Consider the following 14,086-nt stretch of genomic DNA (forward strand, 5'->3'; position numbering starts at 1 on the left):
TTTCTATTAGTATCAAATTCAAAGATTTGATTTTAGTTTATAGCTTTCAGCTTAGGTTTTATCACGACTTCTCCAATAACAATCAACGATGAATAGATAGGCAAGTATTTCTAGAGAAAATAAATTAGGATAACCGATGAAATTACCGAAGCCGAAAACAGGTCTAGGATGCAATACTGGCGAGAACAGCGTTGTGTTGAAAACCTGCGATGATTTGCAGAGCGCATAATTTACGATGACATCATGCCAGGACTCCAATAGGAATAGTTCGACATATAAATTAAAAAAAGTATCTTACTGCAATTAATGTCCTGGAAATCTCAATAGCGCGATCGCTCTCATTGTCAAGCTTTAAAAATAAATTGAGACAAAAATCCGAATAAACCTGATGACCTCAACACCATTGCCGACAATCATAGACTCTGCGCCTCCGAATCAGTACTCAGCCCCGCGCTTACCCCGCAGTCTTAGCTCTCTGGAAACGTGGGGCTTTGGTGTAACGGCTCATATCTCTTGGCCTGCCATAGCCCCCGTACTGCACATTGCTCTCGGTACGGGGGCTATTTTTGTCTGGTTGCCAGGAACGATCCTTGGCATCTTGCTAAACCTGCAAGTAAAACGCTTAGGCAGGCATTTTCCTGACGTAGCCGGAGGAACGCCCAACTATACCACCCGATTGCTAAAGCACTATCCGGGGTTAGCCCGTTACGCGGCAGTTGGTTACTTTTTCAGCTGGGTTTCGACGCTGGCGATTAACGTGGTTGTCCTTACAGAACTCATTAAGGTAAACCTGGAGCCTTTAGGAATTGCTTGTCCCGATACTCTTGTGAAAATTGGCTTGACGCTGATCGCGTTTATTTTGGCGTTTAGCGGCACCCGCGCTTTAAGTATCCTGCACTTGTTTTTTGTTATCCCGGCAATTGGACTTTTACTCGCTTTTTGTCTATTTGGCATCGGCTGGTTAGCCATTTCCCCAGCAAGTCCTGGGTTTTTCCCATCCAGTTGGTCGCCTCCCTCTTTTGTGGATTGGGCGAAGTGGTTATTCTTCGTCACCTACACGACCTACGCTTGTGAATCTGCGTCTGCATTTGTTGCTGATAGCCGACGCCCTGATGAAACGTTGCGGTTTCTAAGTATCTCCTGTTGGATCATGCCGCCTATCTTTCTGGGGGGTTCCTGGGTACTGATGCGCTTAGCAACCGACCCAGGTTTGGGTAGTGACACTTTCTTAAATTTGTTAGCAGTTTCTACGCCTTTTTGGGGGCAGTCGGCAGCGATCATCGTTACCTTTTTTCTTGCTGCTGGGTCGCTTCTGAGTTGCGCGACGGTGCTTTCCAACTGTCCCCGGATGCTGTACCAACTTGCTACAGACGGACATTTATCTCCCGTGTTCGCTGTGGTGTCCCGACGGGGTGTATTCGGTCCCGCTTTGGTGCTGACGTTATTGTTCACTTTCATTTGTCTAGCTTGGGGAGATGTCGCCCGGATTGCGGTGGTGAGTAACACCGGCTGGTTTGTGTCTATCATGTCGGTACATTTAGCACTGTGGCTGCGCCGAAAGAGACCGGAGGTATTTCTGCCTTGGTGGTCGGGGGTCTTCTTTTTGCTGGAAGTCGTTGTCTTAGTGGTTGGGGGTTTAGCTTGGGGTTGGAAAGACTTCTTGATTGGGTTGCTATTTCCTCTAGGGATTTTGGCAGCAGATCGGGTGATACGCCGCATCCGGTGGGCACCCTTTCATGCTGCTTGGTGGATTCAGCATTACCGAGGGCGATCGCAAACTAAAATATCCGATTTTGTAGGGTTTCAGGTAGTCATCCTGATCTTACTGATCTGTAGCGCTGCCACGATTAGCTGGATGTTTAGAGCCAGAATCGGGACAGTAGACCTGGGTCAGAATGGCAACAATCTCTATGTGGTGATGCTGCTGATCGCTGCCTTTGTTGGGGTAGCGATCGCTTGCTGGACAAGTTTGCCCCAAGTCATGGCAATTGTCGAAGCCAGAGAACAGTCTGAGCATTTGTTTAATATTGCCATTGACGGGATTCTCGTCGTCGATGAAAAGGGCGTTATTCGGCAAGCCAACCCAGCCGCCGAGCAACTATTAAAAGCGATCGCTCCCAATCTCCTAGGATGTCGTCTCAACCAGATATTTCCCGCCTTGGCAGGTCAACCAGATAATTGGTCGAGTCGGAGCGAACATACCCTAAAAACGCCCGAACATCCCACCATCGTTGAGGCAGCCGTCTCTAACCGTTTCAATCAGGACTTTCAAGAGTATGTAGTACTGGTGCGCGATATTACCGAGCGCCAGCAAGCTGAGGAGGCGGTGCGGAATTACAGCCACACTTTGGAACAAAAAGTTGACGAACGCACCAGCGAACTCGCTCACGCCAACGCCGAGATTCTTGCCCTCAACGAGCGTCTTCAAGCCGACAATATCCGCATGAGCGCTGAGTTAGCCGTAACGCGCCGACTGCAACAGATGCTATTGCCTAAACAGCAAGAACTTGAATCGCTTCCTGGACTGGAGATTGCCAGCTTTATGGAACCTGCCGAAGAGGTAGGCGGCGACTACTACGATGTACTCAATTATGAGGATACAGTCAAAATTGGGATCGGCGATGTCACCGGACACGGGCTTGAAAGCGGCGTCTTAACGATCATGGTGCAGACAGCAGTCCGGACGCTACTGGAAAACAAAGAAACCGACCCCAAAAAATTCTTAGACGTACTCAACCGAACCATTTATCACAATGTGCAGCGGATGAGTTCCGATAAAAATCTCAGCCTTTCCTTACTGGACTACCAAGCGGGAACGCTGCGCCTGACGGGGCAACATGAAGAAATGATTGTCGTGCGTTCCGGCGGTCAGGTGGAACGGATAGACACGGTTGATTTAGGCTTCCCGATTGGGCTAGAAGCAGACATTACCAATTTCGTTGCCCAGATTCAGTTGCAATTGCACTCAGGGGACGTCGTGGTGCTGTACACCGATGGCATTACTGAAGCCGAAAATAGATTCAAGGTGCAATACGGGTTAGATCGGCTGTGCGACATAGTCAGCCGCAGCTGCCAACAGACCGTTGAGGAAATTAAACAAGCTGTGATTGAGGATCTGCGACGGCATATCGGTGAGCAAAAAATTTACGATGACATCACTTTGCTGATTCTTAAACAGAAATAAGCCGAGTTTGACTTTTTATCTGTTGTAGATGCAAAACAGCTTGCATTGCCTTCACACCAAAGGCTGTAGTCTGCGCTGTTTGTATAGAACTTGCACTTTATCTTTCGTGAGTTTGCTGCCGCTCTCAAACTCAAATTGCTGGAGCGAGAAGTTTTAACCAGTTTGTAAGTAAATGTTCTGTAAAGTTTGTTACAAAAGCCCCTAAGAAAGGGAATATTTAAATAGTGATACAAAACTCTAAAAATATCCCTTGCTAGGGTAATCCATTTTTTGGCAAAGATAAAAATTTATGGCAATTGAGGAAGAAAAATCATTAACAGAACAGCTCTTTTTGAAGATAGAAAGCTTGTCCCAAGAATTGGAAGACTTGAAAAGAGAAAAAGTTGACTTGGAAATCTTGCTGGAGAATACTACCGAACACTCGGATACGGTTGCAGCGCAGTTGTATGACAAGGCAGTGGAGGCGGGAAAACAAAGCGATCGCAGGCTGGCGCAATTTCTAGAAGCCCTGCCAGTGGGCGTCTTCGTGGTTGATGCTAGCGGTAAATCTTACTACGCCAATCAGACGGCACAGCAAATCCTAGGCAAAGGCATTATGTCAGAAGCCACTGTCGAGGAATTGCCAGAGACTTATCAACTTTATCTCGCAGGCACAGAGCAATTGTACCCCAGCGATCGCCTGCCGATTATACGAGCGTTGAGAGGCGAAAAAGTAACCGTTGACGATACGGAGATTTATCAAACAGACAAAATAATTCCCATAGAGGTGTGGGCGTCCCCCATTTTTGATGACCGGGGCGATATTGCTTATGCGATTGCTGCCTTTCAAGACACCACCGAGCGCAAGCGATCCGCAGAAGCGCTGCAACAAGCGGAAACGAGGTATCGCAGTATCTTTGAAAATGCCATTGAGGGAATTTTCCAGATTACATTAGACGGACACTACATTTGTGTCAATCCGGCACTAGCAAAAATTTACGGCTATGAGTCTCCTGAGGAGATGATGAGTAGCATTCCAGAAATCAAAGATCAAGTTTATGTTGACCCGAAATGCCGCAAGAACCTCTTAGCTTTATTAACTAAACAGGATGAAGTTAAAGGATTCGAGTATCAAATTTATCAACAAGATGGCAGCATCATCTGGGTTTCCGAGAATACCCGCGCGATTTGTGATGCCAACGGCACCTTACTCTATTACGAGGGAACCATTATTGATATTACCGAGCGCAAGCAGATTGAGCAATCTCTAAGGGCAAGCGAAGCGCGAGAACGAGAAAAAGCTCAACAATTAGCGCGATCGCTGCGCGATTTGCAGCAAGCTCAAGTTCAATTAATACAAAGTGAAAAAATGTCTTCTCTTGGTCAATTAGTCGCAGGAATTGCCCACGAAATCAATAATCCAGTTAATTTTTTATCTGGCAATCTCACTTATGTCTACGACTACACCTGCGATTTGCTTAGGTTGTTAAAACTTTACCAAACCCACTCTTCAATTCCAGCACCGGAAATTCAATCAGAAATACAAGATATTGATATTGACTTTTTAGCCGAAGACCTCCCTAAAATACTTTCTTCTCTGAAAATAGGAATAGACCGTATCCATCAAATTAGCGTGTCTCTGAGAACTTTCTCTCGTGCCGATACATCCAAAAAGACACTTTTTAATATTCATGATGGGATTGATAGCACCCTACTAATTTTGAAGCATCGCCTAAATTCTAACGGAAATCGCCCACAAATTAAACTAATTAAAGAATATGAAAATCTCCCGCTTATAGAGTGCTATGCTGGACAGCTCAATCAAGTATTTATGAATATCATTGCCAATGCCATTGATGCGCTAGAAGAAGCAATGGCATCGGAAAGGTTAGTTTTCACTAACAATCAAAAACCCGTACCTACCATTTGGATTCGCACTGAAATAAAAGAGGGAGGAACAATGATAGAAAACGGATTGGCTAATCCTTCATGGTTGGGACTTAATTTTTCTCATATTGTGATTCGGATTGCAGATAATGGAGTTGGGATTTCAGAAGAGGCAAAGCAACAGTTATTTAAACCTTTGTTTACAACTAAGCAAGTTGGCAAAGGTACCGGATTGGGTCTATCTATCAGTCATCAAATTGTCGTAGAAAAACATGGGGGACAGCTTAAATGTATCTCTGAGCCAGGACAAGGCACAGAATTCTACATTGAGATTCCGATTAGCTCTACACAGGCAAATCAATGAGCCAATGTACAAGCAAATCATCTTCGCGCTGTTCAAGCAAAAATGCGTAATTGAGCCTGAGTGTTGAGTTAGAAGAACTTATTTATAGCAATTTTCGTTTAGATGCAGTACGGTTTAATCTCACATCTGCCGCTGCCCGAAAAGTAGGGAGGAGTTTAATATTCCCTTTCTTCGCTTTTCGGAAAGGCACTTAAGAAGCAAGAAGCAGAATGTATTGTACGCGAGAGTACTAACCACTTTAGTTCAAAACTTAAAACTCAAAAAAATTACCAATTACCAATTACCAACTACCAAATTGATATGATTCAAATATTCGGAGACTTCAGGGACGAGCTTCCAAGCAGTCAGGAAGGCTTAACAATTGTATTTTCGCCTACCTCCATCCCCCTAAAGCAACGCTGGCGCAATAATGGTTTATCGGCTGATTTTATGGCTGACTATTTTGCAACTTTCTTTCCTGGTAATAAAAATACGACCGAAACAGACCCAAAAGCAGAGATCAAAAGTGCTGTTAGTTTTATCGCCAATGAGTTGCTAGAGAATGCGATGAAATTTAACGATGATATATCAGTGCAACCTATTAGTATTCGGCTGCAAATGCATAACGATCGCCTGGTATTCCTCGGTACGAACAATATCAATCCAAGCGCGATCGCTAAGTTTCAGGCATTTATCACAGAGTTAACCACCTGCGATCCGAGCGAGTTCTATCTTCGCCAGCTAGAAAAAAATGCAGAAGACGAGAGCGAGAGCGAATCTGGGCTAGGCTTTTTGACAATGATGAACGATTATCAGGCTAAGCTAGGTTGGAAGTTTGAGACTATCCAAAAAGAGTCGGAGCCGGAAGCGATCGCCGTGACCACAATGGTGCAGTTGGCAGTATAGCTTACCGAGTTGTTCAGAATATGCAAGGAGTTGATGCGTAATGGAAATTAAGACCGAAGATTACAGCATTTGGTACGACTCGGTTACTGAAACAGCGATCTTTCAGGGTTCGCTTCGACTTAGCGGAATGGAAGAATATGCACCAATCGTAAAGTTACTTAACGAGCTAGTAGATTCAGAGCCACCAAAAATTACCTTGAATTTGCGGGAACTAGAATTTTTGAATAGTTCGGGAATCAATGTTCTGTCGAAATTTGTCATCAATGTGCGTCAAAAAGAAAGTATGCAGATGATTGTACAAGGCTCTAAGAATATCCCCTGGCAAAGTAAGTCGTTGAAAAATTTGCAGCGGCTAATGCCTTCTTTACAGCTGGAATTGGCATAAAAACTCCTACAAGGCTAAGATACTGGCACTGAAAACTAGATAAGTTCATTTTCGTCGAAGTGCAAATCCTAAGGCGATGCAAGAAGAACAACCCTCAAGGGAACAGCTATTTTTAGAAATCGCAAATCTGCGACGGGAATTGGAAGACTTAAAAAACAAAAAAGTTGATTTGGAAATCTTGCTGGAGACGACGACAGAACACTCCGATATGGTTGAAGCTCAGCTGCATCAGTCCAATCAACAGCTACAAGCCGAAATTGCCGAACGCCAGCGCACCGAACAAGCACTACAAGCGAGTCAAGCAGCGCTCCAGTCTCTTTTGACAATTGTTACTAGAGATAAGATCGATTTGGAAATTTTGCTGGAGACGACTACGGAACATTCCGATAGGGTGGAAGCTGAGTTGCATCACAAAGCAGAGGAGGCAGTACGTGCCAGCGAGAGAAGGTTGGCTCAATTTCTAGAAGCCGTGCCGGTAGGTGTTTTCGTGATTGATGCGAGCGGCAAACCCTACTACGCCAATCATACAGCACAGCGGCTTCTCGGCAAGGGCATCGCCCCGGAAGACACCACCGCTCACCTGCCAGAACTTTATCAAGCTTATGTGGCAGGGACAGATCGGTTGTACCCGAATGCCCAACAGCCCCTAGCGCTGGCGTTGAGTGGCTCCTGCTCGACTGTTGATGATATGGAGGTTCGCCAAGCAGACAAGATTATCCCGATAGAGGTGTGGGCAACGCCAATTTTTGATGAGAAGGGCGAAATTGTCTACGCGATCGCTGCCTTTCAAGATATCACGCGACGCAAGAAGGCAGAAGCAGAGCGAATTCAGTTAATCGATCAACTTTATCAACTTAACACTGCTTACGAGCGGTTTGTACCCCGTGAATTTCTTCAGTTTTTGAAGAAACAAAGCATTATTGATGTCACATTAGGCGACCAAGTGCAGCAGGAAATGTCGGTATTATTTGCCGACATTCGAGACTTTACTGCACTATCAGAAAAAATGACGCCGTCAGACAATTTTCAATTTATTAATGCCTTTTTGAGCCGCATGGAGCCTGCTATTACTGAGAATAACGGCTTCATTGATAAATATATCGGTGATGGGATTATGGCGCTGTTTAGTGGTAGTGCAGATGATGCGATTAAAGCAGCCATTACAATGCTACATAATCTTGCCGAGTATAATCAGCATCGCGCCCAAACTGGTTATCATCCAATTCAAATCGGAATTGGCATCAATACGGGTTCTTTGATGCTGGGTACGGTGGGAGGAAATAACCGGATGCAGGGCACTGTCATTAGCGATGCTGTCAACTTAGCCTCCCGTATTGAAGGATTGACGAAAGATTATGGAGTGTCATTATTAATCAGTCATCAGACTTTTTTACAATTACAAAATTCATCTGATTACTTCATCCGCATTATCGATCGGGTGAAAATAAAAGGTAAATCCGAAGAAGTAACAGTTTATGAAGTATTCGATGGGGATTTAGCGGAATTAAAAGATGGTAAATTAAGCGCAAAAACAATATTTGAAAAAGCTTTGTTATTTTACAAAAATCAAAAACTTCATGAAGCTGCACAACTATTTCAAGATTGCTTATGGTATAACCCGATGGATAAAGTTGCTAAGATATATTTAGAACGCTGTCAATTTGTATCTACTAATTTCAGGATAAATGAAGAGTAATCGAAGCAGAAGTATTTAGTTAAAAATATATTTTCAAGACTAGTATTTGTAATTTAAGTTACTTATCCATATAAAAATACAGAAGTTTTTCAATCGACTTTGGGTAAATAAGGGGGTGATAGACGAAGAGACAGTAGAAACAACAGCAAAACTACGGCAGAAACTAAAACAATTGCTTAAAAACTAACTGGTTTATTACTCAAATGAGCGAACGAGGCTGCCTAAATTTCTGAGGAGCGTGGTAGATTAGCCCAAGTGTATACAGAAAGAATGCAGCCTCTAACGATTATCTCTTACAAGATTTTATCCAAGAATTGCTTAGCGCGATCGCAGTCTGGATTTGTAAAGAACTTACTAGGCGGTGAATCTTCAGCCAGTTTTCCACCATCAAGAAACAAAATGCGGTCGGCAACTTCTCGCGCGAACCCCATTTCATGGGTGACAATTGCCATTGTGATACCAGTTTTGGTGAGGTCTTTCATCACCTCTAGCACCTCTTTCACCATTTCCGGGTCGAGTGCCGAGGTCGGTTCGTCAAACAACATGATATCTGGCTTCATTGCCAAGGAACGCGCGATCGCTACCCGCTGCTTTTGTCCTCCTGACAGCTTAGAAGGATAAACATCAGCCTTTTCTGATAAACCTACTTTATTCAGCAGTTCCATTCCTTCTCGCCGCGCCTCTTCCGAAGAAATGCCCTTTACCTTTTTAGGCGCATACGTCACATTAGAAAGGACGGTTTTGTGAGGAAATAAATGGAAATGTTGAAACACCATCCCGACATTTTGCCGAACCTTCATAATGTCGGTTTTTCGTGAGGTGATGTCTGCTCCTTGTATATAAATCCTACCCGAAGTTGGCACTTCCAGTAAATTCATGCACCTCAAGAAAGTGGACTTACCAGAACCCGAAGGGCCAATCACTGCCACAACTTCCCCGTGTCTAATCTCAGTCGAAATTCCTTGCAAAACCTTCAGATTTCCAAAAGATTTATGCAAATCTTCAACCTTAACTGCTGCGTTGTAATCTTCGTTCGAGTACATAACCCCCCCATGTTAAACTCATGACCATTAAATAGTAAATTGCACCTGCAAATAGCAAAGGTTCAAAGTAAATATATTGTTCTGCCCCCACAATTTGGGCGCGGCGTAACAAGTCAGTTACCCCAATTGTAGAGACTAATGCTGAGTCTTTCAGTAGTGCAATACTCTCATTTACTAATGCTGGCAAAATATTTTTTATCGCCTGTGGCAAGATAATATCCAGCATCATCGGTCTGTAGGGAACTCCTAAAGACAAAGCAGCTTCCTGTTGCCCTTTATCAACGGCAAGAATACCGCCGCGAATTGTTTCAGAAATGTAAGCGCCTGAGTTGAGAGTAAAAGTAATGACACCGGCTAATAATGCCGGAATATTGTACCCAATCAATTGAGGCGTTGCGTAATAAACTAAAGCGATTTGCAATAGTAGCGGCGTCCCTCGAAAGATAGAGGTGTAGGCTGTTGCAAACCAAACCAGTGGCTTAAAGGTAGAAATCTTAAATAAAGAGAGGATTGTCCCCCAAATGAAGCCCAAAATTGCTGAGATAGCAGTGAATTGGAGAGTTACTAATATTCCTTTTAGAATAAAAGGAATCCGAGGCGTTATCTTAGCAAAAGCCAAGCTGGAACTGCTGGCGGGAGTTTCAGTTTTTCCATTATTTTCAAACCACTTTGTCACCAACCTTTCTATTTCACCGTTCTGTTTCATTTCTGCCAGAACGCGGTTGAAGTCATTGACTAGAGGCGAACCTTTGGCGAAAGCGATCGCGCTCCCTGCTTCCCCGGTATTCGGAACCGTATTAAATTCCAAATCTGGGTTGTTGGCAATAAAACCTTTGGCAATGGTATCTTCGATGATTGCAGCATCGATACGATTTGATTTAACTTCTTGGATAATTTCACCAGTCTTATTAAGGGCTACCAAATTTGTGCCCTTTATTTCTTTAGCAGCTTTTTCTTGAGTTGAACCCAACTGAACGCCGACTTTTTTTCCCGCTAAACTTTCAGGTGTAGTTAGGTTACTACCTTTTCTAGCGACAATTGTATTTTTAGCTTCATAGTAAATACCGGAAAAATCAACATTTTTTCTCCGTTCTGCTGTCGGTGTCATCCCAGCCATCGCAAAGTCAGCCCGACCGGATTGCACAGCCGGAATTATGCCGCTAAAATCTGTATCTTTAATCTCAAGTTGAAACCCTAGCTCTTTAGCAATATAGTTGGCAATGTCTACGTCGAAACCTACAATATCAGCGCTACCGCTAGCCGTATCTCGAAATTCATAAGGTGGATAGTCCGCTGACGTGACCATCACAAATTTTTTACCTTGATATTGTGGCGATTGTGCAAAGACGCGATCGCTTCTCCACCCTCCAAAAAGTAAACTTATCGATAATGCAATAGAAAATAGGATGGCAAAAAGCCATTTCCTTTTTGGCATGGCTAGTAAGTCCTTAATGTCTTGACGTATGAATATTTAACACTCAAACCACAAGACCATTTCTACTATCTTAAGGATGATATTTTGCTTACATAAAGTGACATTTTCAAAATTTTTATGATAAATAAGCTCATAAAAAAACATAAGTTTGTTAACCTTACTCCAAACCCTCTTCACCTCCCTCTAACCCTCTCCTAAGAGGAGAAAGTCAGCAGGTTAGGTTTGTTTGATTCTAAAAGACGAAACTCGTTCTCACCACACCAATCACAGCATCGGGATTTCGCTCATCATGGTTAGGTGCTGTTAGCCAAAAGAAACCAGGAGTAATCGAAATATTTTCGGTTAATTGATATTTGTAGAAAGCTTCGATGTGATATCCGGTATCGCGATCGCTTCTTTGTCCGGGAGGTAAACCAATCGCCTCTGCTAAAGCACGATTGCTAGTCCCTGTTAACTTTGGTTGCATCCCTAACACAATGCCACCTAAATTTCCCTTTTTGCCCAAATCAGGGAAAGCCAGCGTTACCGCATAATTCCAGACATCTGCATCCCCCTTGATATTACCAAGAGCGCGGGCGGCAGTGTAACCCACCCAGCCACCGAGTTCAAAGCGGGGACTAAATCGGTAATTAACTTGTGCGCCATAACCATTACCAACCACAGGATTGCCATCAGGATCGGTGAGATCGATGACTTTGGCAGCGTTGCTACCTGCGAGAGTATCGACACCAAAAGCTTGAGAAAAAGAGTTTAGGTAAAGCAAGCCAAGTTTCAAGCGATCGCCACTATAAACCAACTGGGCAAAAGCACTGTAACCACCATTAAATATACCTGAATCTCTACCAGGGTTACTAGGACCATTAGGAGCGTCTTCACCAAAGTAACCAACGTCTAAACTGAGGGCTTCGCTAAGGGCATAATTTGCTGCAATCCCTGCTCGATTTCCCAAAGGAAAATACACAGGATTGACTTGACCAAAATTAGAAATAGAACCCGTAGAGGTATCGATAAAAGGAGCAACTGTATCTGTTACATACGACGGATCGATTGAACCCGCTTCAATATAAATTTTGAGTTTGTCTCCGACTGGAAAGCGATACTCTAACTGGCTAATTCTGGCTTCGTTATTTTGAGATACGCTACTGGGAGTAAATCGAGTTTCACCTGTTAAGCCTGGATCTGGCCCGCCACCAAATGTTGCCCCAGTGTCAAACTGCCTCAAATTAGTGATTTGAAAACGAGTCCTTAAGCGGTCTTTTCCAGTGAAGCTAGTGTTAAAATCAATGCGAGTCCGATGACCGAGAGTAGCGTTATTTACATCGCTAGCATTCTCACCAAAAGCATCGCCTGCATAGGTGATAATTTCACCGCCTAATTTAGTGGTTGTAGAAAATTGGTGAGCTTCCAGTTGGGTTGTTCGAGCTTCCAAAGTATCCACTCGACCCCGCAGCGCCGTCAGTTCCGTTCCAAATTCATCAATCAGCCGTTGTAAGGTTCCTAAATCGTCTTTGGTGACAAAATCTGCTGAACTAGCAGCAATCAATTTCTCAATTTGCTGCAAGCAGGTATTTATCCCAGCCGCAAATTCATAACGACTCAGCGCCCGATTGCCACGAAAGGTGCCATCCGGATATCCTGCAATACAGCCATAACGTTCAACAAGCGATCGCAGGGCTTCATACGCCCAATCCGTCGGTTCTACATCTCGCAACTGCGACACGTTGCTGACTCGATCCATCGCATCAGTCTCTTCAGTTCCCTGAGAAACGGTATCTGCCCCAACTAGAGCGTCAGTATCCTGGGCAAAGGGATGGGTTTCCTCTGACACAGTTGGAAATTCTGCTGCTTGGGCAATGCTAGCGATCGCTAAAGCGTTAACTAGCACCGCGAGGCAAAATTTTAGAGGGGCACCAAACAGTTTCAAGACGGTCTCTCCTCACACTTTTTGGCATTCCTAATGAATTTTGTCACGTAAATGCCGATCGTGCTCGCTGAATTTACGCTGGATGTTGTTTAAATACTACATTTTTGCCTAGCAAGTAATTGTATATTCTCCTACCAAGAAGAAGTTCAACATATACTCTTGTTGATTATGCGAAAAACAACCCCGATTTCTTGGAGAAATCGGGGTTCTAAAAACTGAGGATTTAGTTATCTAATGTCCAACAATTCTACGTCGAAAATTAGAGTGGCGTTGGGAGGAATGACTCCACCCGCACCACGAGAGCCATATCCCAATTCAGGAGGGATAATTAACTGGCGGCGTCCGCCGACTTTCATGGTGCTGAGTCCTTCGTCCCAGCCTTTGATGACTTGTCCAACGCCGAGTTTGAACTCGAAGGGAGAATTGCGATCGCGCGAACTATCAAACTTCGTGCCATCCTTTAGAGTGCCGGTGTAATGCACTACCACCCTTTGACCTGTTTTAGGAGTTGCCCCCTCGCCTTCCTTTAACTCAGTGTACTTAAGACCAGAAGGCGTTGTCTTCACTTCGCCACTGGCAGTTTCATCACTTCCTGGGTTGGTATTCATCGTTATAAGCCTTGTAATATCAGCACTAGGATCGTTACTGGGAGTTTTTGCAACAACTGCGGTTTCAGTTTTGGTTAGTTCAGCTGCTTTTGCATCTCCTTGATTGCTGCTCGTAACTTGAGCAAAAATCAAGAGTACTACACAGGTAAACATTACCCCAACGCTGATTAGAATTTCTCTCATTCATCCGTTCTCCGTACCTCTAAGACCTCAAAACTTTAGATTTTAGATTGAGAGAATTTTCGATTTAATCCAAAATTCCCCATCCAAAATCCAAAATTGATTGTCCCACTAGATTTTCAATCCTATCAGCTTTACTTACCGCCAGAGCTTATTTTCCATATCACGCACCTGACGTTCGAGCCGGTCAATGCGTCCCCGCAATTCATCCATTTCCGACTGGCGAGGAACCCCCAGATCCTGCAACATATTCCGCATTTGCCGTTGCATCTGGATCTCCAAGTTCCCCTGATCTGACTTGAGCTGCTGCATCAAATCATCTACCATCCCCTTAGCTTGCTCGGGGTTGATTTTGCCTTCCTTGACCCATTCATCGCTCACTTCGCGGATTTTGTCGGCTACCAAAGACGTAGTCCCCACACCCATCATTAGTAGCTGCTTAAGCCAGTTGTTATTATCCATTTTCCCTTCCTGTCACTCCGCCGCGACTTTGAGCGGCTAAACACGTATCATAAA

At 44.1% G+C, this 14,086-nt stretch carries 10 protein-coding genes; 5 read left to right on the forward strand and 5 right to left on the reverse strand.

The window, feature by feature from the left end; translation table 11 throughout:
- Positions 1 to 388: 388 nt before the first annotated feature.
- The 5 genes from NDA06_RS01500 to NDA06_RS01520 all read left to right on the forward strand — a co-directional run bounded on the left by NDA06_RS01500 (position 389) and on the right by NDA06_RS01520 (position 8,380).
- Entirely contained in the window at positions 389 to 3,184 is a 2,796-nt protein-coding gene (locus NDA06_RS01500) for a SpoIIE family protein phosphatase (protein ID WP_190984616.1), read from the forward strand.
- Positions 3,185 to 3,473: 289 nt separating this feature from the next.
- Complete coding sequence (locus NDA06_RS01505; RefSeq protein WP_190984617.1) at positions 3,474 to 5,414, forward strand: PAS domain S-box protein; 1,941 nt, start codon at positions 3,474 to 3,476, stop codon at positions 5,412 to 5,414.
- Between the two features lie 300 nt (positions 5,415 to 5,714).
- Entirely contained in the window at positions 5,715 to 6,299 is a 585-nt protein-coding gene (locus NDA06_RS01510; protein ID WP_190525799.1) for a DUF6272 family protein, read from the forward strand.
- A gap of 40 nt (positions 6,300 to 6,339) precedes the next feature.
- Positions 6,340 to 6,684, forward strand: coding sequence for a hypothetical protein (locus NDA06_RS01515; protein WP_190440992.1), 345 nt, complete (start codon positions 6,340 to 6,342; stop codon positions 6,682 to 6,684).
- Between the two features lie 76 nt (positions 6,685 to 6,760).
- Complete coding sequence (locus tag NDA06_RS01520) at positions 6,761 to 8,380, forward strand: adenylate/guanylate cyclase domain-containing protein (RefSeq protein ID WP_190984618.1); 1,620 nt, start codon at positions 6,761 to 6,763, stop codon at positions 8,378 to 8,380.
- Positions 8,381 to 8,673: 293 nt separating this feature from the next.
- Here the strand turns inward: NDA06_RS01520 and NDA06_RS01525 are convergent, their stop codons facing one another.
- From NDA06_RS01525 to NDA06_RS01545, 5 genes are all read right to left on the reverse strand, one after another.
- Positions 8,674 to 9,423 (reverse strand): amino acid ABC transporter ATP-binding protein, encoded by a 750-nt coding sequence (locus tag NDA06_RS01525; RefSeq protein ID WP_190984619.1) that lies wholly within the window; start codon positions 9,421 to 9,423, stop codon positions 8,674 to 8,676.
- The gene (locus tag NDA06_RS01530; RefSeq protein WP_190984620.1) at positions 9,389 to 10,858 is read right to left on the reverse strand and encodes an ABC transporter substrate-binding protein/permease; all 1,470 of its coding nucleotides are present in this window, start codon (positions 10,856 to 10,858) and stop codon (positions 9,389 to 9,391) included. The genes NDA06_RS01525 and NDA06_RS01530 overlap by 35 nt, the downstream gene beginning before the upstream one ends.
- Positions 10,859 to 11,090: 232 nt before the next feature.
- Entirely contained in the window at positions 11,091 to 12,782 is a 1,692-nt protein-coding gene (locus NDA06_RS01535) for an iron uptake porin (RefSeq protein WP_199323952.1), read from the reverse strand.
- A gap of 227 nt (positions 12,783 to 13,009) precedes the next feature.
- The gene (locus NDA06_RS01540; RefSeq protein ID WP_190441009.1) at positions 13,010 to 13,573 is read right to left on the reverse strand and encodes an FKBP-type peptidyl-prolyl cis-trans isomerase; all 564 of its coding nucleotides are present in this window, start codon (positions 13,571 to 13,573) and stop codon (positions 13,010 to 13,012) included.
- 135 nt (positions 13,574 to 13,708) lie between these two features.
- Positions 13,709 to 14,032, reverse strand: coding sequence for a phasin family protein (locus tag NDA06_RS01545; RefSeq protein ID WP_190415431.1), 324 nt, complete (start codon positions 14,030 to 14,032; stop codon positions 13,709 to 13,711).
- Between the last annotated feature and the right edge of the window lie 54 nt (positions 14,033 to 14,086).

Source organism: Trichocoleus sp. ST-U1 (assembly GCF_039961835.1).
Lineage (GTDB): Bacteria > Cyanobacteriota > Cyanobacteriia > Cyanobacteriales > FACHB-T130 > FACHB-T130.

Coding starts and splice junctions, on each gene's coding strand:
- NDA06_RS01520 (WP_190984618.1), top strand. CDS start 6,761: ATGCAAGAAGAACAACCCTCAAGGGAACAGCTATTTTTAGAAATCGCA.
- NDA06_RS01530 (WP_190984620.1), bottom strand. CDS start 10,858: ATGCCAAAAAGGAAATGGCTTTTTGCCATCCTATTTTCTATTGCATTA.
- NDA06_RS01540 (WP_190441009.1), bottom strand. CDS start 13,573: ATGAGAGAAATTCTAATCAGCGTTGGGGTAATGTTTACCTGTGTAGTA.
- NDA06_RS01515 (WP_190440992.1), top strand. CDS start 6,340: ATGGAAATTAAGACCGAAGATTACAGCATTTGGTACGACTCGGTTACT.
- NDA06_RS01505 (WP_190984617.1), top strand. CDS start 3,474: ATGGCAATTGAGGAAGAAAAATCATTAACAGAACAGCTCTTTTTGAAG.
- NDA06_RS01545 (WP_190415431.1), bottom strand. CDS start 14,032: ATGGATAATAACAACTGGCTTAAGCAGCTACTAATGATGGGTGTGGGG.
- NDA06_RS01510 (WP_190525799.1), top strand. CDS start 5,715: ATGATTCAAATATTCGGAGACTTCAGGGACGAGCTTCCAAGCAGTCAG.
- NDA06_RS01500 (WP_190984616.1), top strand. CDS start 389: ATGACCTCAACACCATTGCCGACAATCATAGACTCTGCGCCTCCGAAT.
- NDA06_RS01525 (WP_190984619.1), bottom strand. CDS start 9,423: ATGTACTCGAACGAAGATTACAACGCAGCAGTTAAGGTTGAAGATTTG.